A 20,538-nucleotide genomic window follows, 5' to 3' on the forward strand; every position below is an offset into this window, starting at 1 on the left:
GTCGGCCGATTGGTACAACTCGACCTATCTGATGGTATGGGGTTCCAATGTGCCGATGACGCGCACGCCCGATGCGCATTTCTATACCGAAGTCCGCTACAAGGGCACCAAGACTGTGGCGGTTTCCAGCGATTTCGGCGAAATGGCCAAATTCGGCGATATCTGGCTGGCGCCCAAGCAGGGCACCGATGCCGCGCTGGCCATGGCCATGGGCCATGTGGTGCTGAACGAGTTCCACAAGACCGGGCGCAGCGATTACTTCCGCCAATATGGCAAGCAGTACACCGACTTCCCGATGCTGGTGATGCTCAAGGAAGGGGAACAGGGACTGGTCGCGGATCATTATCTGCGCGCTTCCCATCTTTCCAGCCATCAGGATGCCAATAACCCGGACTGGAAAACCTTGCTGATCGACAACGCCAGCGGGCAGATCGTGGTGCCGAACGGCACCATCGGCCTGCGCTGGGGCGAGCAAGGGGAGATGGTGGGCAAATGGAATCTGGAGCTCAAGGCCGCAGACGGCCGAGACATCGATCCATTGCTGTCGCTCAAGGGTGTCCACGATGAAATCGTGGCGGTCAATTTCCCGTACTTCGGCGCCGAGCATCAGGCGGTATTGCCGCGCAATGTGCCGGTTCGCCGCTTGCAATTGCAGGATGGCAGCACGGTGCGGGTGGCCACGGTCTACGATCTGATGCTGGCCAATTACGGCGTCGATAACGGACTGGGCGGCGGCAATGTGGCCAGCAGTTACGACGATGATCTGCCCTATACCCCGAAGTGGCAGGAAAAGCACACCGGCGTGGCGGCTGCCGATGTCATCACCGTGGCGCGCGAGTTCGCCGACAACGCCGACAAGACCCAGGGCAAGAGCATGGTGATTGTCGGCGCGGCGCTGAACCACTGGTATCACATGGACATGACCTATCGCGGCATCATCAATCTGTTGATGATGTGCGGCTGTATTGGCCAGAGCGGCGGCGGCTGGGCGCACTATGTCGGACAGGAAAAGCTGCGGCCGCAACAAGGCTGGGCGCCGCTGGCGTTTGCCACGGACTGGCAGCGGCCGCCGCGGCAGATGAATTCCACCAGCTTTTTCTACGCGCACACCAGCCAGTGGCGGCATGAAAAACTGGCGGTGAACGAGATCGTCAGCCCGACTGCTGATACCAGCGGCTTCGCTGGCCTGAGTCTGATCGATTTCAATGCCCGCGCCGAACGGATGGGCTGGTTGCCTTCCGCGCCGCAATTGGAAACCAATCCGCTGGACATTACCCGCGCCGCGCAGGCCGCGGGCAAGGATCCGGTCGCCTATGCGGTGGAAGGGCTGCAGAACGGGTCGATCAATATGTCCTGCGACGATCCGGACAATCCCAAGAATTTCCCGCGCAATATGTTCGTCTGGCGCTCCAATATCCTGGGTTCCAGCGGCAAGGGGCACGAGTATTTCCTCAAGTATCTGTTGGGCACGCAGAATGCGCTGTTCGACGACGAGACCGATGGCATCAAGCCGTCCGAGGTCAAGGTGCGCCCCGCGGCGGAAGGCAAGCTGGATTTGCTGACCGTGCTGGATTTCCGCATGAGCACCACCTGCCTCTACGCGGACATCGTACTGCCGACCGCTACCTGGTATGAGAAGGACGATCTGAACACCTCGGACATGCATCCGTTCATCCACCCGCTGTCCGAAGCCGTGCAGCCGCTGTGGCAAGCCAAGACCGATTGGGAAATCTACAAGCTGCTGGCCCGCCGCTTGTCGGAAATCGGCGGCCCCGTCCTGGGCACCCGGCACGATCTGGTGATGACGCCGCTGATGCATGACACTCCGGGCGAGCTGGGCCAGCCGTTTGAGCCTCGCGATTGGAAAAAGGGCGAATGCGCGCTGGTGCCAGGCAAGACCGCTCCGCAGATGACCGTGATCGAGCGCGACTACACCCGCATCCATGAAAAATTCACCACGGTAGGGCCTTTGCTGAGCAATGTCGGCAATGGCGGCAAGGGCATCGCCTGGCAAACCGGCCATGAGGTCGGCGAACTGGCCCAGCTCAACGGCAAGGCTGGCAACGGCCAGCCTAAGCTGGACAGCGCAATCGATGCGGCCGAGATGATCTTGACGCTGGCGCCGGAAACCAACGGCCATGTGGCGGTCAAGGCCTGGGCGGCGCTGTCGAAAATTACCGGACGCGATCACACCCATCTGGCGCTGGGCCGCGAGCATGACAAGATCCGTTTCCGCGACCTGCAGGCGCAGCCGCGCAAGATCATCTCCAGCCCGACCTGGTCCGGCCTGGAAAGCGAGGAGGTCAGCTACAACGCCGGTTATACCAATGTGCACGAGCTGATTCCTTGGCGCACGCTGACCGGTCGCCAGCAGTTTTATCAGGATCACCGCTGGATGCTGGATTTTGGCGAGGGGCTGACGGTTTACAAGCCGCCGGTCGATCTGAAGACCACGGGTTCCATGCTGGGTCGTCTGCCCAATGGCCAGGCCGAGATTGTCCTCAACTTCATCACGCCGCACCAGAAGTGGGGCATCCACTCCACTTACTCGGACAATCTGCGCATGCTGACATTGAGCCGCGGCGGGCCGCACGTCTGGCTTTCCGAGACCGATGCGCGCAAGGCCGGCATCGTAGACAACGACTGGATCGAGGTCTTCAACCTCAATGGCACGCTGACGGCCCGAGCCGTGGTGAGCCAGCGCGTGCCGGAGGGGATGACCCTGATGTATCACGCGCAGGAAAAGATCGTGAATGTGCCGGGCGCCGAAACCAGCGGCAAGCGCGGGGGCATCCATAACTCGGTGACGCGCACCGTGACCAAGCCTACCCACATGATCGGCGGGTATGCCCAGCAGGCATATGGATTCAATTACTACGGCACGGTGGGCAGCAACCGCGACGAATTCGTCATCGTGCGCAAAATGGACCGGGTTGACTGGTTGGACCAGCCCCAGCGCGGCACGCAGGACTGAGGAGACGACAAGATGAAAATTCGCGCGCAAGTAGCCATGGTGCTCAATCTGGACAAATGCATTGGCTGCCACACCTGTTCGATAACCTGCAAGAACGTCTGGACCAGCCGCGACGGGGTGGAGTATGCCTGGTTCAATAATGTCGAGACCAAGCCTGGCACCGGCTTCCCGACCGACTGGGAAAACCAGGAAAAATGGCGCGGCGGCTGGCAGCTCAATGCGGCCGGCAAGCTGGAGCCCAAGCAGGGCGGCCGGCTGAGAATCCTGGCCAATATTTTCGCCAACCCCAACCTGCCGCAGATCGACGATTACTACGAGCCTTTCACCTACGACTACGAGCATCTGCAGAACGCGCCGGCCATGCAGACGCCGCCGACTGCGCGTCCGGTGTCCGTGCTGACGCGGCAAAAGATGGACAAGATCACCAGCGGGCCGAACTGGGAAGACGATCTGGGCGGCGAGTTCGCGAAGCGAGGTCGCGACCAGCTGTTCAAGGACATCGAGAAGGAGATGTACTCGACCTTCGAAAACACCTTCATGATGTATCTGCCGCGCTTGTGCGAGCACTGCCTCAACCCGGCCTGCGTGGCGTCCTGTCCGTCCGGCTCGGTGTACAAGCGCGAAGACGACGGCATCGTGCTGGTGGATCAGGATAAATGCCGCGGCTGGCGCATGTGCGTCTCAGGTTGCCCGTACAAGAAAATCTATTTCAATTGGGAATCGGGCAAGGCCGAGAAATGCACGTTCTGCTACCCGCGCCTTGAGGCCGGCCAACCTACCGTGTGTTCGGAATCGTGCGTCGGCCGGATTCGTTATCTCGGCGTGATGCTGTATGACGCCGACCGCATCGAGCAAGCGGCGTCCGTCGTTGACGAGCACCAGCTTTACCAGTCGCAGCTGGACCTGTTCCTCGACCCCAACGATCCAGCGGTCATCGCCGAGGCGCGCAACCAGGGCATTGCTGAAAGCTGGCTCGAAGCGGCGCGCCAATCGCCGGTATACAAGATGGCTGTCGAGTGGCGCGTGGCTTTCCCGCTGCATCCCGAGTACCGCACCTTGCCCATGGTCTGGTACATCCCGCCCTTGTCGCCGATCCAGAAGGCTGTGCAAAGCGGCGTCCTGGGACGCAACGGCATCCTGCCGGATGTGAGCGAGCTGCGGATTCCCCTGCGTTATCTGGCGAATCTGCTGACGGCCGGGGATGAGGCGCCGGTCCGAATGGCGCTGGATCGCATGCTGGCCATGCGCGCCTATCTGCGCGCCCGCCATGTTGATCAGCGCGAGGCCGCAGAGGTGCTGCAGCAGGTGGGGCTGACGCGAGAGCAGGTTGAAGAGATGTACCAGATTCTGGCCATCGCCAACTATGAAGACCGCTTCGTGATCCCCTCCAGCCACAAGGAGATGGTGGAAGACAGCTTCAATGAGAAGGGCAGCTGCGGCTTCAGCTTCGGCAATGGCTGCTCGGGCGGCGTCAGCGACGGCACCTTGTTCGGCACCAAGAAGCAGGGGTCGGTTTTCTTCGCCGACATGCCGAAATCACGCAAGTCATCCCATTCCTGAGGCGACATCATGAATGCTTTTAGATTGATCTCCGCCTTGCTGCTCTATCCCACGTCCGAACTGGTGGAGGCCTTGCCGCTGGCGCGCCAGCTATCGCAAGCGCTGCCGGGCGAAACGGCCGGGCAGCTGGCCCCGTTGTTGACGCACTTGCAGAGCCACGACCTGCTGGCGCTGCAAAGCCGCTATGTGGACTGGTTTGATCGTCAGCGCCCATTCAGCCTGCACTTGTTCGAGCACGTTTATGGCGAAAGCCGCGAGCGCGGCGAAGCCATGGTCAGCTTGATGCAGACTTATCACGATCATGGATTTTTTATCGCGGCCGACGAGCTGCCCGACTATCTGCCGCTGTTTCTGGAGTTTCTATCCCAGATGCCGGCCGAATCGGCGGCGGGCTTGCTGGGGGAGGCCGTACATGTGATCGCGGCAGTCGGCCGGCGGCTGGCGGATGCCGGCAATCCTTATGCCGGGGCCTTTGCCGCGCTGACCAGCCTCAGCCCGGTCGCGCCGCTGCCTGTCAGCGCGCCGCCAGTCCGCGATATGGATGAGGCGATGGAGGTTTTCGGCAGCGGGTTTGACGGCATGGAGCCGCTGCTGACGCCGAGCGCCGCGCCGCAGCCTGTTCACTTTTATCCACGCCCGGCGCCGCAAGGAGTCTGATCATGAGTTATTTGCACTTGTTTTTGTTTGGCATCTACCCCTATATCGCGCTGGTGGTTTTCCTGTTGGGCAGCTTGGTGCGTTTTGAGCGCGAGCAGTACACCTGGCGCGCCGAGTCCTCTCAGTTCCTGCATCGCGGTCCATTGCGCCTGGGGTCCAACCTGTTTCACGTCGGCATCATCGGCGTATTTCTCGGCCATTTGGGCGGCCTGCTGACGCCGCTTGCGGTATGGGAGTGGCTGGGCGTGCCGCTCAGCGCCAAGCAGCTGCTGGCGATGGGGGCCGGCGGCGCGCTCGGCGGCATCGCCCTGGTGGGCTTGCTGATCCTGCTGTGGCGCCGCTTCAGCAATCAGCGGCTGGCCGTGCAGACCGCGGTGCGCGACAAGATCCTGCTGCCGTGGCTGCTGCTGACGCTCTGCCTGGGATTGGCCACCATTCCGGAATCGGCGCAGCACCTGGATGGCCAGGCCATGTTGACTTTCATGCTCTGGGCGCAACACATTCTGACTTTCCGCGGCGATGCAGCCAGCCTGGTGAGCGATGCGCCCCTGGTGTTCCGTTTGCACATATTCTTCGGGCTGACTTTCTTCATGCTGTTCCCATTCACCCGCATGGTGCATAGCTGGAGCGGCTTCGCCAGCGTCAGTTATCTGACGCGTGCCTGGCAATTGGTCCGGCCGCGCTGACAACGCATTGTGCCGCTGGGGCGGAAAGCCTGCCGCAAGGAATGGCGCTCCTGTGCCAACCGGGTCGATGTGCTACTGCGTCGGCGGGGCGGATGGTTCAGGATCCATCACCACATCGGGCCAGCGTTCCTGATAGCGTTTTTGCAAGGTCCGTTGGCGGTAGGTCTCCGCGCTGGCGCGCACAGGATTGTGCCGGATTCGCATCTGAAGCAGATCTTGCAGGCCGTGCGGCGCGATGATGCGCAGCCGGTCTGCGTCGTCCAGATAGATGCCCACCGCCGTGGCGTACTCCGGCCAGGTGGCGACGGCCTCCGCCAGCGAGCGCAGCGGCTCGACGGCATAGCCGAAATGGCTGCCGAACCATAGATGGACTGCCGCCTGGTTGGTGACTTCCCATGGCAGGTCCGGCGCCATGCTTTGCAGCGTGGCCAGCAGCGCGTCATCCTGCTGCTGCGTGAGGTTCTCTGGGTCGAAGTAGGCGAGGTCGATGTCCGCCAGCCTCGACGGGGCAGGATAACCGTGCAGGTGGTCCCATACTGCGTTGCGCAGCGCGCCGGCGCCTATGCACCATGACGCCAGGCCCAGGCTGCGCGCGATGCGCAAGGCATGCATCAGCCATGGCGTCTGGCGGATGATGTCGCGCAGGGCTTGTGCGTCAGGCTGCGCAGTGGCGTCGCCGGCGGTGTCGAACGGAGGCCTCACACCGGGCTCTTGGCGTTCTGCAGCACGGTGCGATAGCCGTCGTGGTCGATGAAGGTGGCGCCGTGGACGTCCCAGTAGGGATTGGCCGATGGCACCTGAGCGAAGCCGGCTGCGCGCATGCAGGCGCAAGCCGCTTCCCATTCGGGATGATCCGGCAGATACAGCACCAACAGGTCTTCCGCCGTCGGCGCGGGTCTGATCGGATGACGGTGGCTGACGACGAATTCCAGATGGAATCCCGCGCCGGGCAGCCCCAGCATCACGCCGTCGAAACCATCATGATCCTTGAAACTGCCCAGCAGCTGCAGATTCAAGCCCTCGCAATACATGGCTTTGCTCAGGCCCAGGCTGCTGACCGGGCGTGCGACGCGGAGGTGGGGAGTCTGCTTGTACATGGCGATGTCGGCGCTGAGGTGGGGTGTCCTCATCATGCCATGCGCTTGGAGATTCAGCCAGCTTTGCCGGCCTTGATCTGACGCATCTGCTCGATGACCAGGTCGCCTTGGCGCAGGGCCTGGCGCAGCGCATCGGCCTGCGGCAAATCGTCAAAGGCCAATGTCGGGTCCAGCGCGGCCAGCGCGCGGCGCGAGCAGGCGCACACTTCGGCCGCGGCGGTGAAATCGGCCGGGCCCATCACCTTGCCGTTGCGGATGCGGCGGTAGTAGGCGCGGGTGGAGTTCAGATATTGGGCGGCGGTTTCGCTGCCGTCCAGCCCGCCGGCGGCGGCCATGGTTTCCAGCAGGTTCACCAGCTGGCGGCAGGCTTGTTCGGCCTGGGCGAAGCGCTGTTCCTGAGCGCGCCTGTCTTGCTGGCCCGGCTTGTTTGCGGTCTTTTTCTTGGGCTCGGCCATGGTTTTTCCTTGCGTGGGGGAGCGCGCATTCTAGCGGCGCAGGCCGGCAGCGTCTAATGCAGTTGGTAGCGCGCCGCATGTTCGGAGCCTGCCGGCAGCGAGACTTCGACGAAGTCGTCCAGGCAAAACAGCGTCAGTTTGCCGCCATAAACCGCGCCGGTGTCCAAGTGCATCACATTGTCGTAGCGGATAGCGTGGTCTTGCGGCGTGTGGCCCACCAGCAGCAGCGCCACGCCGTTGACGTGGCCGGCGCCGCGGTCGAACACGCGCTCGCGCGACCACAGCAGCGTATCGTAGTCTTCTGCGCTGGGGCAGTTGGCCGCCAGCCGCTCGGCCAGCGCGCTCCAGTCGTTGCCGGGGCAGTCGGCGTGGACCACGCCTATCTTGCCGACTTCGCTGTCTATCTCTATCGCCAGCGGCAATTGCGCGAGGGCGGCGACGCAGGCATCGCGTTCGGCGGGCGGCATTTCGCTGAGCCAGCGCCCGCCGTTGCGCAGATGGCGGTCCAAGTCCTCCAGCGGATTGCGCATCGCGTCCAGCGCCATTTGCTCATGGTTGCCGCGCACCGCGTGAAACCAGGGCTGGGCCAGCCATTCGCCGACTAGATGGCTGTCCGGTCCGCGATCCACCAGATCGCCCACCGAGATCAACCGGTCGGTTTGCGGATTGAAGCCGATGGTTTTCATCAAGCGCCGCAATAGTTCGAAACAGCCATGCAGGTCGCCTACCACCCAGTCTCGTCCCGCGCGATTGCGCGGAAGCTTCTTGATCATCATGGCGGCGACCTGTCCTTTCTCGGCTTAGCGGGCCATCCAGTCTTGGCAGAACTCGTCGCGGAAGCTGAGCAGCCATTGCAGCTTGCGTTCCGCCAAGGCGCGTCCGGCCTCCGTTTGCATCATGCCCGGCAGCTTGGCGAGCTTGACCTCGATATGGTCGATCGCCCAGGCCTGGTCGTCCAGGCCGCGGTGTTCGGCCAGCGGGTCCAGTGGGTGGGCCAGCGCGCGGCCCATGCGGCCGGAAACATAGAACATGCGGGCCAGCCCCACCGGACCCAGCGCATCCATGCGGTCGGCGTCTTGCACGATGCGGGCTTCCAGCGTGCGCGGCTCGATGGCGGCGGAATAGCTGTGCGCCTCGATGGCATGCGCCAGATTATCCAGCTGCGCTTGCGTCAGGCCGCTGTCCGCCAGCAATTGGCGCGCGCGCTCGGCCGACCAGTGCGAGGCCAACTGGCGTTGCGGGTGGTTCTTCGGGAGGTTGACCAGATCGTGCAGATAACTGCCGGCCATCACCACGACGGGGTCGGCTTCGGGGTAATGCTGCAGCAGCTGGCGCGCCACCGCCCATACGCGGTGCAAGTGGCTCAGATCATGGGCGCCGTCGTTGTCCGGCGGTTGTTGTTCCAGCAGGGCGATCAGCCTGTGCTGCCATTCGTTTTGCAATTGCGGGTGCATCGGGGAAGACCTTGTTTGAGAGCCGCCGCGGCGGGGCGGCCATACTCTCATTTTAACATCGCCTTGGCCGGCCGCTTTTCAATCGTCGATTGTCTTGACGAGCTCCCATTGCGATAGCCGATAGCTGGCCTGGTGTTTCAGCAGCAGGCTGATCAGCGCCAGATCGCGGCTGTCGACATTATTGAAGCTCAGCCGTCCATCCGCCGCCAGCTGTTGCCCGGCGCGCAGCAGGCTGGCGGCCATGCCGCGCCGACGGCAGGCCGGCGCGACCTGCAGCTCCACCACCTCGCCATCGTGCGACATCAGCAGCGAGCCTTGGAGATCGCCATCATGGCGAATCGTCAGCCAGCGCAGCGGCGGCTCGGCGCGCAGCAGCGATTCGCGGCGATTGGGCACGGCCGGCGGATAGGCCAGCGCATCGGCCGGCCAATCCGCGGCGGCGTGAGCCGCATGGGCAGAGATGGGCCAGAATCCGCGCGGCGCGACGGGTTCGAGGATTTGATAGCAATCCAGTCGGCGCAGGGCGGAGAAGCCCAGCTGTTCATAAGCCCGTTGCGCGCGCGTGTTGCCGTCTATGACTTCCAGTCTTTGCTTATGAATGCCATGTTCGGCCAGCAACGCGGTCACCAAGGCTGCCATGTCGGTCAGTGCGTGGCGGCGGCGGCCATCTGGCGCGACGCCGGCGGCGATGCAATAGCCTTCCCGCTGGCCGTCGATATCCGGCGTGGCGGTCAGCCAGAACCCCGCCAGCTTGCCGTCCAGCCAGGCGCCGGCGCTTAGCTCCGGCTGCCAGCCGCGCCGCTTCAGCATGGCGGTCATTTGTTCCAGCGTCGGCTGGGCGGGAATGACGTAGTCGCTGAAGGCGGCCAGAAAGCAGGGGTGCAAGTCGGCCGGGCTAAGCTGGGACAGCGCTGCGATCTTCATGACAGCGCGGCCTCTGGCGTGGAGACGAGGGATAGGGCGCGCTCGACGTAGTCGCGCTCTTCGCCCACCGGCGCGACATACGAGAGCACCTCGCGCGCGCGCGCCTCGCCGGCCAGCCGCAGCAGCAACCAGGCCGCCAGGTATTGCGAGGCCAGACAGCCGCCGGCGGTGGCTATATTGCCAACCGCGCGGAAAGCGCCGGGCGCGACGGCGATGCCCAGCTGTTCCAGCATGGGGCGGGTCATGCCGTCGGTACAGGCGATGCCGTCGCTGAGCAGCCCCAGCTTATGCAGCACCAGCGCGCCGGAGCATTGCGAGCCTATCAGCTGGCGCGATGGGTCCAGCCGCAGCTGGCTCATGATGGTATCGTCGGCCACCCAGTCTCGCGTGCGCCAGCCGCTGCCGATCAGCACCGCGTCGGCTTGCGCGGCGTAGGACAAGTCTTCCTGGCGTTCGACGCGGGCGCCGGAGCGCGATTGCACAATCGGCACAGGCGCGCAGATGCGCACAGTCCAGCCGTGCGGCGTCATCCTCCCCAGAATGCCGGAGGCGATGAAGGAATCCAGCTCATTGAAACAGTCCAGGGTGACGATGGCGATCTGCATGGGAGGCGTGCGTGGCGGATGAATAAAAAATGATGATGTCCGCGTAACGGCGGCGGGTCAACGCGACGGCGATCGTCCGTAGGGAAAAGGGATGGCGAGTGGATAAAAACAAACACCCCGCCGGATGGCGGGGTTATGTTGACGTGTGCTGCGCAGATCGCGTTTGCGCGCCGGCGCGGCCGCTCAGCACGCATCAACAGCCGCTAGAATCACGCTTCCAGCCAGATAAGCGAGGCCATGCGGCCAGTGATGCGGTCGCGGCGGTAGGAGAAGAAACGCTCGCGGTCTATCACGGTGCAGAAGTCGCCGCCGTGGATGCGCGAGACGCCCAGTTTTTCCAGGCGCAGCCGGGCCAGGGCATAGATGTCGGCCAGGTATTTGCCATGGTCGATTTCGACGAAGGCGGCAGCGGCCGCCGCGTCTTTTTCGACAAAGGCCTGCCGCACTTCGGCGCCGACCTCAAACGCGTCCGGGCCGATGGCCGGGCCCAGCCAGGCCATCAGCCGCGTCGGCGGCAGGCCCATCGCCGCTACGGTGGCCTCGATCACGCCATCGCATAGTCCGCGCCAGCCGGCATGGGCGGCGGCCACGGCCTGGCCCTGCTCCTCGCATAGCAGCACCGGCAGGCAGTCCGCGGTCATCACCACGCAGACTGCGCCCGGCGCGCGGGCGAAGCTGGCGTCGGCATCGGGCGGAATCGCGCCTGCGCTGGCCGCGTCCGCCACCGCCACGCCATGCACCTGATTGAGCCAGGCGGGCTCGGCCGGCAGTTCGTCGCGCAGCAGGGCGCGGTTGGCGGTGACGGCTTCCGGCGCGTCGCCGACATGCGCGCCCAGATTCAGGCTGGCGTAAGGCCCTTGGCTGACGCCGCCGGCGCGCGTGGTGACCAGCGTGCGCACCTTGGGCGGCACGGGCCAGTCGGCTTCGATCCAGTCCTTAGCGGGCATAGATCACCTCGACGTCGCCATCGTCGTCTTCGTCGTCCCAGTCCTCATCGTCCTCGCCTTCGCCGTGGGCGAAGGTTTCTTCGTCGGCCACGGCGCCATCGCCGCGCAGCACGTCCAGCAGGGCGCGGAAATCATCCGGCAGCGGCGCCTTCCAGCTGCGCTCCTCGCCGGTGGCGGGGTGGATCAGGGCCAGCGCGTAGGCGTGCAGCGCCTGGCGGCCCAGCGCCTTCACGGCCGCCGCGATCTCTTCATCCATTTTGTGCCGCACATTGCCGTATACCGGGTCGCCGGCCAGTGGATGGCCCGCCTCGCGCATGTGGACGCGGATCTGGTGGGTGCGACCGGTTTCCAGCTTGCACTCGATGTGGGAGTGGCTGGCGAAGCGCTCCAGTACCCGGATATGGGTGATGGCCGGCTTGCCGCCGAACTTCAGCACCGCCATTTTCAGGCGGTTGTTCGGGTCGCGGCCGATATTGGCTTCGATGGTGCCGTCGAACGGCACCACGCCGTCAGTGATGGCGCGGTAGATCCGTTTGACGGTGCGCGCCTGCAGCTGGCGCACCAGCTCGGTCTGCGCCGGCAGGGTCTTGGCCACCACCATCAGGCCGGAGGTGTCCTTGTCCAGGCGGTGGACGATGCCGGCGCGGGGCACATTGGCCAGCGCCGGGCAGTGGTGCAGCAAGCCGTTCAGCAGCGTGCCGCTCCAGTTGCCGGCGGCCGGGTGCACCACCAGGCCGGCTGGCTTGTTGATGACGAGGATGTGGTTGTCCTCGAATACGATGGGCAGGTCCATGGCTTCCGGCTGGAAGGCCATTTCCTCATGCGTCAGCTGCAAAGTGACGTCCAGCTTCTCGCCGCCCAGCATTTTGGTCTTGGGCGCCACCACCTTGCCGTCCACCAAAACCAGGCCGTCCTTGATCCATTGCGTCAGCCGGCTGCGGGAGTAATCCGGCAACAGTTTGGCCAGCACTGCGTCCAGCCGGTCACCGCATAGCGTCAGCGGGACTTCAAGATGTTGCGTGGTGGATACCTCGTTTTCCGAGATGTCGCTATAATCGTCCGGGTCAATGTAAGGATCAGTCATGAAAAGATACGTTGTTGCTGCAATGTTGGTGATGGTGGGGCTTGCCGGGTGCGCCTCCACGGAAACCTACGACGAAACGCGCGGCTGGACCGTGGAGAAACTGTATGCGGAAGCTCACGACGAGTTGAACAGCGGCAATTATACCCGCGCAGTCAAGCTCTACGAAACGCTGGAGTCGCGATTCCCGTATGGCCGCTATGCGCAACAGGCGCAGATGGACCTCGCCTACACCCATTACAAAGATGGGGAACCGGAGCAAGCCATCGCCTCGGCGGATCGCTTCATCAAGCTGCATCCGACTCATCCCAACCTCGATTACATCTATTATCTGAAAGGTTTGGTGTATTACAACGACGATTCCGGCCTGCTCGCCAAATGGGCCGGCCAGGACATGAGCGAACGTGATCCGCGCGCCGCGCGCGAGGCCTTCGCCGCCTTCCGCGAGCTGACCACCCGCTTCCCCAACAGCACCTACGCGCCGGACGCCCGCGCCAAGATGACCCGTCTGGTCGATGCGCTGGGCGGCAACGAGATGCATGTGGCCCGCTACTACATGAAGCGCGGCGCCTACCTGGCGGCCGCCAACCGCGCCCAAGGCGTGGTGAAGGACTTTTCCAACACCAAGTATCCGGAAGAGGCGCTGGCCATCATGGTGACCGCCTACGACAAATTGCAGATGCCGCAACTGCGCGATGACGCCCGCCGCGTCCTGTCGTTGAACTATCCGCAGAGCCAATATCTGGCCAAACCCTGGCAGACGGAGGAGATGCCGTGGTGGAAGCTGTGGAAATAACGCCAGCAACCTAGCCAGAAAGCCGCCGATGGGCGGCTTTTTGTTTGACGTGGCGCGGCGTGCTCCCGGCTTGAACTTGGCTATAGTTTCAAGTGATCTGAATGAGGGGAGAGGGCGATGAGGCGGCGTCAATTCCTGCTGGCCGCGCTGGCGAGTGCCGGCGCCTGGCGCTGGGCAGCGGCAGCCAACCGCAAGTTTGCCGTGACAGTGGTGGTCAAGTCGCTGCGCAACCAGTTTTTCACCATCATGCTGGATGGCGCGCGCAAGCATCATGCCGATCATGCCGCAGAGTATCAGCTGCGGCTGGAAGGCTTGCAGAGCGAAGGCGATGTCAAGGCGCAGGTGGCGATGCTGCAGCGCGCGATAGATCGCCGGGACGACGCCTTGATCGTCGCGCCGGCCGATTCGCGGGCGGTGATGCCTTTGTTGTTGAAGGCCATCGCGCAAGGGATGCTGGTGGTCAATATCGACAACAAGCTTGACGAACGCGTGCTGGCGCATGAAAACGTGAACATCCCCTTTGTGGGGCCAAGCAATTTCAGCGGCGCGCGCAAGGTGGGCGATTATGTGCTGGCGGCGCTGAAGCCGGGCAGCAAGGTTGGCATCATCGAAGGCCTTCCGCAGGCGATCAACGCCAAGTCGCGCAGCGATGGTTTCCGCGAGTCGATACGCATCGCCGGCATGGAACTGGCCGGGATGCGCTGGGGAGACTGGGAGACCGACAAGGGCTACCAGGCCGCGCTGTCGCTGCTGGATGCCGTTCCGGACCTGTCGGCGCTGCTGTGCGGTAACGACAATATGGCGATAGGCGCAGTCAAGGCCGTAACGGAACGGCATAGGACCGGCAAGGTGCTGATAGGCGGTTACGATAATATCCCCGCTGCTGCGCCGTATATTGCTAGCGGCGCCATCTATGCGACCGCCGACCAGCACCCGGCGCTGCAGATGCAATATGCGCTGGATCTGGTATTGCAGGCGCTGTCCAAGCACGTTGGACAAGCCGAGCTGCAATCGATCGTGCAAACGCCGGTGGAGCTGATTAAAAGAACCGCGACATGATGGGCCTGAGCCGATTGCGCTGGCTGGCAGCGATTTTTCTCTTTTTCGGCCTTTCCCGCGCCGAAGCCGCTTCGCCGGCGACCATCCGGGTTCTGGCGGACGACTATCCGCCATTCCTGCTGAAGTCTGCCGGGGGGCTTTCCGGCCCTTATGCCGACGCCTTCCGCTTGCTGATGCACAAGGCGGGCATCGAGGTGGTTTTTCAGAGCGTGCCTTTCAAGCGGGCTTTCCTAAGCCTCGCCAATCAGGACAATACTTGCGCGCTGGCGGTCAATTTTGATCAGGGCGAGAGTGAAACCGTCAATTTCATCAGCGTGATCGCGCCGATTACGCTGACGGCCTACAAGCGTGGCGACAACAAGAACCAATTGGCCAATCTGGGCGCGCTGAAGGGGTATTCGGTGGGGGCGGTGGACATGGCCGAGGTGCGCGATATTCTCAGCAGCGCCGGCATGCCGTTCACGCCGGTAAAAAATTCTTCCACTGGTTTTCTGATGCTGAACGCCGGCCGGTTCCAAGTGCTGGTCAGCGATCTGCCGCCAGATTCGGTGTCTGGAAAGAACCAGGCCGTCAAACTGTTTGTGGTGGCCCAAGTCGAGCGCTGGCTGGCCTGCGGCCCGCGAGTATCGCCTGCCTTGCAGGGCAGGATGCGCGCGGTGTTGAAGCAGGGGCTGTTCGCCGAGGATGCCGCGCCGGTTTGGAACCGCTACGGCATGCTCGATTATTACCGAGAGATGCGCAAGAGCTGGCTGAAAGCGCCGTAACCCCGGCTTCCGGCGCTATTGCAGGTCCAGCCGGCAGGCTAATCCGGTGCCGGCCAGCCCGCCGTACAATTTCATCTGATCGGGCGTTTTGCGCGAAATGTAAAAGCTGTCGGGCAAGCCCGTCCCAGCTTTGTCCTTGGGCCAGGTCAGCAGCCCCTTCTCATCCATGAAGCCCTGATGGGTGGCATCCCCTTGTTTCAACTCAACAGTCTGTCCGCGGCGATCGAAGCTGAACTGTATCTGTTGATCGCAGTGGTAGCTGGCTTGGATGCGTTGCGGCGGCTGGCAGGCGCACAGCGCGGCGGCGATCAGGCAAGCCGCCAGGCGGGCTCGAGTGGGCATGGCTTAACGTTTCCGTGTTCTGATTGCGTGGGCCGTCACTATATCATGGGGCTGGTTAGGTTTTTTGGGCCTTTATATGCCGGCATGATTTCTTGCGCTTGGCAAAGCGCATGCCTGGTTTTTGTTGCAATTTAGAGTTTTTACACTCTGTTTACTGGAGTTGACAGGGGTTTGCTCCTTATCTTTCGGTTTGCAGTCCGACAATCGGCATGTAAGGCAATGATAAAGCCGGTTGCGAACCTTCGCAGACAAAGGAGAAACCATGGATCAGCTGGTCAACGCCATCAACGGCGTGGTCTGGAGTCCGGCACTGATTTATCTGTGCCTGGGCGCCGGCCTGTATTTTTCGATTCGCACCCGCTTTTTGCAGCTGCGGCATTTCAAGGCGATGTTGCGGCTGATGTTCAACCGCCAGAGCAGCAGCGCCGGCGTGTCGTCGTTCCAGGCGCTGGCGATGACGCTGGCGGGGCGCGTCGGCACCGGCAACATTGCCGGCGTGGCCACCGCTATTACCTTCGGCGGCCCCGGCGCGATGTTCTGGATGTGGCTGGTGGCCTTCCTGGGCGCCAGTTCCGCCTTCGTCGAGTCCACCTTGGGCCAGGTGTACAAGGAAAAGATTGACGGCCAGTATCGCGGCGGGCCGGCGTTCTACATCGAGAAGGGCTTGGGCATGAAGTGGTATGCCTGGCTGTTCGCCATTACCACCGTGGTTGCGACCGGCGTGCTGTTGCCGGGCATCCAATCCAACTCGATTGCCGCATCGATGGAGTCTGCCTTCGGCGTGGCGCCCACCGTCACCGCGGCGCTGCTGGCCATTCTGCTCGGCTTTATCATCTTCGGCGGCGTCAAGCGCATAGCGGTATTCGCCGGCGCGGTGGTGCCGTTCATGGCGCTGGGCTACATCATCGTCGCCTGCGTGGTGATCGCGCTGAACATCGAGCAGTTGCCGGGCGTGGTGGCGCTGATCTTCAAGAGCGCCTTCGGGCTGGAAGCCGGCATGGGCGCCATGCTGGGTTTCGCCATCCAGTGGGGCGTCAAACGCGGCATCTATTCCAACGAGGCCGGGCAGGGCACCGGGCCGCACGCGTCCAGCGCCGCGGCAGTCAGCCATCCGGCCAAACAGGGCCTGGTGCAGGCGTTTTCGGTCTATATCGATACCTTGTTTGTCTGTTCCGCCACGGCTTTCATGCTGCTGATCACCGGGCAATACAATGTGCAGGGGCCGGATGGCCAGGCGGTTTTCACCGGCATTGCCGGGGTGGCGGCAGGGCCAGGCTATGTGCAGACGGCGATGGAAAGCATCATGCCGGGCTTCGGCTCCGCCTTCGTGGCGCTGGCGCTGCTGTTCTTCGCCTTCACGACCATCATCGCCTATTACTACATCGCCGAAACCAATATCGCCTATCTGACCCGCAAGCAACGCCGCCCCTGGCTGGCGTTCGTCTTGAAGCTGGCGCTGATGGCGGCCACCGTCTACGGCACGGTCAAGACGGCTGATCTGGCTTGGGGGCTGGGCGACATCGGCGTGGGCCTGATGGCCTGGCTCAACATCGTGGCCATCATTTTGCTGCAGAAACCGGCGCTGGCTTGCCTGCGCGATTACGAGGCGCAGCAGGCGCTAGGTTCGGATCCGGTGTTCCATCCGGAGAAGCTCGGCATCGCCAATGCAGCCTACTGGGAGGGCCGCCGCGCCGAGGAGAATCTGGCGGCAGAGCAAGACGAGCAGGCGCCGGAGGGCAAGCCCGCAGCCAGCCAGGTCAATTGAGATGGCGGCCTAGCGCGTGCCGGGGAGCTTGTCGGCAGGCTAGAAAATGATTGGAAAGCCCTCCGTGCGCGGAGGGCTTTTTGCGATATGTCGCGCGCGAATCTAGTTCTATGCGCGTGCGATTTGATTTGTTGTGCGCCAAACACCTGTCCAAAAGAACGGATTCGACGCGATGCATGCTGTGTTGATCGCTTTGATATAAGCCATTGATACCGATAAGGCTGCGGCGTATCGCATTGCTATTTCTGGTGATACGACGTAAGCATTTTTACTTATTAAATTTAATCAAATCAAATGTAAATAATTCAATGTAAGTATTTACAAATATGCCGTTAATGATTGTTGCGATAAGCAAGGGGGGATGATTACGATGATCTTGCGTTGTGGAGTTTTTGCTCTATTTCGTGATGGCATTCGAAAATTGCTCCGTCTGGTGTGCGTTTGGGACAGAACAGGACGGTTATTGCAATTATTCATCTTGTTACCTCCGAAGGGATAAAACATGAAGTCGATAAAAACCATCCTTCCCGTCGCCGTATTGCTGGTTGCGCATCAGCAGCCGGTATGGGCTGCGGATACGGTTCCGCAATTCAGTGATGTGATTTATACCGAAATGTCTCCGGACAATGAATCCACCATTCAAAAAATCGTTACCTCGGACGCGTTTTTCAAACCCTGGGCCTATCTGGCGCATTATCTGGGTTATGGTTGGGTGGGCGGCAATACCAATGGCAATACTGCGGTAGGCAAGGAGTTCGAATACCGGCGCATCGACACCATGCTGGATAATTTGTCGATTCCCGATAATAAGTACCGCTACATGATGAACGCTAAATACGACCCGAAAGGACCGGGCGGTTATTGGGCCGACAAGCGTTTCCGCATGGCTTTCTCCAATATCCAGTGGATGATGGAGCCGGACGATATGAAATTAGGCACGCCGGAGCTGTATAACAAGAAACCGCTGAAAGTGGTGAATGTGCTGCTGGAGAATTTCAGCGATCAGTCCGATACCGGCGTGGCCAATATCAAGTACGACTCCACTGTCAGCTGGTCCAAGGCCGACAAGATCAGCGTCAGCGGCAAGGTCACGGTGACCAATAAGTTCAGCGCGGGCTTGCCGCTGATTGGTGGCGCCGAGTCGTCGGTGGCGGTGGAGATCGCTTCCGGCGCCGACTGGACCACCACCAACGGCACCAGCAGCACCACTTCGCAAACTGCGGAATACCGGGCGGTGCTGCCGCCCAAGAGCAAGCGGATGATCACGCTGACGCTGTTCGAGCAGAAGGCCAACATCCCTTATACCTCCAAGATGTATCTGACCTACGAGGCCGAGCTGTACAACTTCCTGCGCTACAGCGACAACGCGCTGAACGGCCATCCGTCCAACCGTCCGTACTACCTGGCCAAGTTTGGCGGCAAGGATGGCCTCAACGGGGCGCAGGATCTGCTGTCGCAGTACCTGAACCCGGCAACGTCGAAGTGGGATTGGCCGTGGGCGGTGAACCAGTACTCGCGCGGCACCATCGAGTACTACATCGGCTCCATCTCCAAGCGCAAGTTCAAGCAGCAATTCACCGGCGTGTTCACCGCGGTGGATTCCACGGCTTATACGGTTACCGCCGGGCCGGTGGAGCCGCTAAGCTCGCAGGCGTTGACCGCGCGCTCCACCAACCTGGGCGCTGCGGCTGCGGGAGGCATCCAGTACCGCGTGGTGGGAGGCGATCTGAAGGACGTTCCGGGCAAGATCAAGAATCTGCGCATCAGCGTGGACAAGCCCAAGGCCGCGCCGTCCGCTGCGTCGCCCTTGCGGTAAGCGTGCCTGCCATGAAACGACAAACCCGGCTTTCGCCGGGTTTTTTTAGTTTGCTCAACCTTGTCGTGGCCGGCCGTCCTGGCCAAACAGAATCGCCCTCGATTTCTCGTCCACTGTCGGCGCGCTATTGATTTCCGCTGCGCGGGCATAGGCGCGCTGCACGGCAGGTCTGGCGGCCATGCGATCGAACCAGCGCTTAAGCGCCGGGAAGTCGTCCAGATTCTGCCGCTGCCGTTCATGCGGCACGATCCACGGATAGCATGCCATGTCGGCGATGGAGTACGCGCCGGCGATGTAGTCGCGGCCGTCGGCCAATTGCGTGTCCAGTACGCGGTAGAGACGGGCGGTTTCGCGCACGTAGCGGTCTATCGCATACGGCAGTTGCTCCGGTGCGTACTGCGTAAAGTGGTGATTCTGGCCCGCCATCGGCCCCAGGCCGGCCATCTGCCAGAACAGCCACTGCAGCGTTTCGTTGCGGCCGCGCAGCGTCTGCGGGATGAAGCGTCCAATCTTGTCCGCCAGATACAGCAGGATGGCGCCGGATTCAAACAGGCTGAGCGGCTCGCCGCCATCGGCCGGCGCGTGATCCACGATGGCCGGGATGCGGTTATTCGGTGAGATGCGCAAAAAGTCAGGCTGGAATTGTTCACCCTGGCCAATATTGACCGGGATGATGCGATGGGGGAGGCCGGCCTCTTCCAGGAAGATCGTGATCTTGTGGCCGTTGGGCGTGGTCCAGTAGTACAGGTCTATCATGGCTGCCTTTCCGTGGAGAGCCGTTAACCTGGCCGTGCTGCTGGTGCGTTCTGCGTCGGCGCGCTTGGGCGCAGGGATTCCGCAGGGCATGGTCAGCGACTCTGGGAGTGGATGATACGGTGGCGCGCTGTCCGCCATCCCTTGATAATGCCACGATGTGTGTAAATTTTCAGACTCCATCGCCAAACCAGTTGCGGGCATTCTTTGCGGTTGAGCCCGGAGATGGGCAATGGCAGGACGAGGCGTGGCAGGACTATCTGGCGCCCATTCTTACCCGCGACGGCGTGCGGCTGGCGTCCTATGGCTTCATCCCCAAGCGCCATCAGCCAGCCGGGGTGCGGTTGTCCACCATGAACGCGCGCGCCGAAACCCTGGGCCAGCTGCGCAGCTACCGCGATGCCTGGCATAACTGCCAGCTCTGCCTGGTGCCGATGCGGGCGTTTTTCGAACCGTGCTATGAGAGCGGCCGCGCCGTGCGAATGCGCATCGGATTGGCGGACGGCGCGCCCTTCGCCGTGGCCGGGCTATGGCGGGAGTGGCGCGAGGCCGATGGTTCGGTCAGCGCCTCCTTCACGCAGATCACCATCAATGCCGACCATCACCCGCTGATGCGGCGCATGCATCGGCCTGGCGATGAAAAGCGCACGCTGGTCATCGTATCGCCGTCGCAATACGACGCCTGGCTGAATTGCCGCAATCCGGAGACGGCGCGCGCCTTCCTGGCGGCCTGGCCGGCCGAATTCATGGCGGCGGAGCCGGAAACCCCTGATCCGCCTTTGCAAGGCTCGTTATTCGATTGA

21 protein-coding genes are annotated in these 20,538 nt (G+C 62.4%); 10 read left to right on the forward strand and 11 right to left on the reverse strand.

Features of this window, described 5'->3' with window-relative positions; translation table 11 throughout:
- The 4 genes from C2134_RS15515 to narI form a co-directional block, all read left to right on the forward strand.
- Positions 1–2,974: nitrate reductase subunit alpha (locus C2134_RS15515; RefSeq protein WP_103321051.1), on the forward strand; the 2,974-nt coding region annotated here is incomplete at its 5' end.
- 12 nt (positions 2,975–2,986) lie between these two features.
- A complete protein-coding gene (narH, locus tag C2134_RS15520; protein ID WP_103321052.1) occupies positions 2,987–4,534 on the forward strand; it encodes a nitrate reductase subunit beta in 1,548 nt (515 codons plus the stop codon).
- 9 nt (positions 4,535–4,543) lie between these two features.
- Positions 4,544–5,191, forward strand: a complete 648-nt coding sequence (narJ, locus tag C2134_RS15525) for a nitrate reductase molybdenum cofactor assembly chaperone (protein ID WP_103321053.1) — start codon at positions 4,544–4,546, stop codon at positions 5,189–5,191.
- A 2-nt stretch (positions 5,192–5,193) separates the two neighbouring features.
- Positions 5,194–5,877, forward strand: a complete 684-nt coding sequence (gene narI, locus C2134_RS15530; RefSeq protein ID WP_103321054.1) for a respiratory nitrate reductase subunit gamma — start codon at positions 5,194–5,196, stop codon at positions 5,875–5,877.
- Between the two features lie 72 nt (positions 5,878–5,949).
- Here narI and C2134_RS15535 read toward each other — a convergent pair whose 3' ends face one another.
- The 9 genes from C2134_RS15535 to rluD all read right to left on the reverse strand — a co-directional run bounded on the left by C2134_RS15535 (position 5,950) and on the right by rluD (position 12,443).
- A complete protein-coding gene (locus tag C2134_RS15535) occupies positions 5,950–6,579 on the reverse strand; it encodes a nucleotidyltransferase family protein (RefSeq protein ID WP_233196475.1) in 630 nt (209 codons plus the stop codon).
- Positions 6,576–7,010, reverse strand: coding sequence for a VOC family protein (locus C2134_RS15540; protein ID WP_233196476.1), 435 nt, complete (start codon positions 7,008–7,010; stop codon positions 6,576–6,578). The genes C2134_RS15535 and C2134_RS15540 overlap by 4 nt, the downstream gene beginning before the upstream one ends.
- Before the next feature lie 17 nt (positions 7,011–7,027).
- Positions 7,028–7,429, reverse strand: coding sequence for a hypothetical protein (locus C2134_RS15545; RefSeq protein WP_103321055.1), 402 nt, complete (start codon positions 7,427–7,429; stop codon positions 7,028–7,030).
- A gap of 53 nt (positions 7,430–7,482) precedes the next feature.
- A complete protein-coding gene (locus tag C2134_RS15550; RefSeq protein ID WP_103321056.1) occupies positions 7,483–8,205 on the reverse strand; it encodes a metallophosphoesterase in 723 nt (240 codons plus the stop codon).
- Between the two features lie 24 nt (positions 8,206–8,229).
- Positions 8,230–8,883 (reverse strand): HD domain-containing protein, encoded by a 654-nt coding sequence (locus C2134_RS15555; protein WP_103321057.1) that lies wholly within the window; start codon positions 8,881–8,883, stop codon positions 8,230–8,232.
- 78 nt (positions 8,884–8,961) lie between these two features.
- A complete protein-coding gene (locus tag C2134_RS15560; RefSeq protein ID WP_103321058.1) occupies positions 8,962–9,807 on the reverse strand; it encodes a GNAT family N-acetyltransferase in 846 nt (281 codons plus the stop codon).
- Positions 9,804–10,412: a type 1 glutamine amidotransferase family protein gene (locus tag C2134_RS15565; RefSeq protein WP_103321059.1), complete on the reverse strand. Its 609-nt coding sequence runs from the start codon at positions 10,410–10,412 to the stop codon at positions 9,804–9,806. The genes C2134_RS15560 and C2134_RS15565 overlap by 4 nt, the downstream gene beginning before the upstream one ends.
- Before the next feature lie 209 nt (positions 10,413–10,621).
- Entirely contained in the window at positions 10,622–11,359 is a 738-nt protein-coding gene (gene pgeF, locus C2134_RS15570) for a peptidoglycan editing factor PgeF (RefSeq protein WP_103321060.1), read from the reverse strand.
- The gene (gene rluD / locus C2134_RS15575) at positions 11,349–12,443 is read right to left on the reverse strand and encodes a 23S rRNA pseudouridine(1911/1915/1917) synthase RluD (protein WP_103321061.1); all 1,095 of its coding nucleotides are present in this window, start codon (positions 12,441–12,443) and stop codon (positions 11,349–11,351) included. The genes pgeF and rluD overlap by 11 nt, the downstream gene beginning before the upstream one ends.
- Between rluD and C2134_RS15580 the strand changes: the two genes are divergently transcribed.
- From C2134_RS15580 to C2134_RS15590, 3 genes are all read left to right on the forward strand, one after another.
- On the forward strand, positions 12,442–13,236 hold the full coding sequence (locus C2134_RS15580) for an outer membrane protein assembly factor BamD (RefSeq protein ID WP_103321062.1): 795 nt from the start codon (positions 12,442–12,444) through the stop codon (positions 13,234–13,236). The two genes, rluD and C2134_RS15580, sit on opposite strands and share 2 nt — an antisense overlap.
- 117 nt (positions 13,237–13,353) lie before the next feature.
- Positions 13,354–14,295: a substrate-binding domain-containing protein gene (locus C2134_RS15585; RefSeq protein WP_103321063.1), complete on the forward strand. Its 942-nt coding sequence runs from the start codon at positions 13,354–13,356 to the stop codon at positions 14,293–14,295.
- Positions 14,292–15,059 carry a substrate-binding periplasmic protein gene (locus tag C2134_RS15590; RefSeq protein ID WP_103321064.1) on the forward strand — a complete coding sequence of 256 codons (768 nt, stop codon included), beginning with the start codon at positions 14,292–14,294 and terminating at the stop codon, positions 15,057–15,059. The genes C2134_RS15585 and C2134_RS15590 overlap by 4 nt, the downstream gene beginning before the upstream one ends.
- A gap of 15 nt (positions 15,060–15,074) precedes the next feature.
- On the opposite strand, the gene C2134_RS15595 is transcribed toward C2134_RS15590, so the two are convergent.
- Entirely contained in the window at positions 15,075–15,401 is a 327-nt protein-coding gene (locus C2134_RS15595; protein ID WP_103321065.1) for a hypothetical protein, read from the reverse strand.
- Between the two features lie 262 nt (positions 15,402–15,663).
- Here C2134_RS15595 and C2134_RS15600 point away from each other — a divergent pair, with 262 nt between their 5' ends.
- Complete coding sequence (locus tag C2134_RS15600; protein ID WP_103321066.1) at positions 15,664–17,166, forward strand: alanine/glycine:cation symporter family protein; 1,503 nt, start codon at positions 15,664–15,666, stop codon at positions 17,164–17,166.
- 502 nt (positions 17,167–17,668) lie between these two features.
- A complete protein-coding gene (locus C2134_RS15605; RefSeq protein ID WP_103321067.1) occupies positions 17,669–18,982 on the forward strand; it encodes an aerolysin family beta-barrel pore-forming toxin in 1,314 nt (437 codons plus the stop codon).
- A 54-nt stretch (positions 18,983–19,036) separates the two neighbouring features.
- Here C2134_RS15605 and C2134_RS15610 read toward each other — a convergent pair whose 3' ends face one another.
- The gene (locus tag C2134_RS15610) at positions 19,037–19,738 is read right to left on the reverse strand and encodes a glutathione binding-like protein (protein WP_103321068.1); all 702 of its coding nucleotides are present in this window, start codon (positions 19,736–19,738) and stop codon (positions 19,037–19,039) included.
- Between the two features lie 191 nt (positions 19,739–19,929).
- Between C2134_RS15610 and C2134_RS15615 the strand changes: the two genes are divergently transcribed.
- On the forward strand, positions 19,930–20,538 hold the full coding sequence (locus C2134_RS15615) for an SOS response-associated peptidase (RefSeq protein ID WP_233163822.1): 609 nt from the start codon (positions 19,930–19,932) through the stop codon (positions 20,536–20,538).

Origin of the sequence: Chromobacterium sinusclupearum (assembly GCF_002902845.1) — a bacterium.
Taxonomy (GTDB): Bacteria; Pseudomonadota; Gammaproteobacteria; order Burkholderiales; family Chromobacteriaceae; genus Chromobacterium; species Chromobacterium sinusclupearum.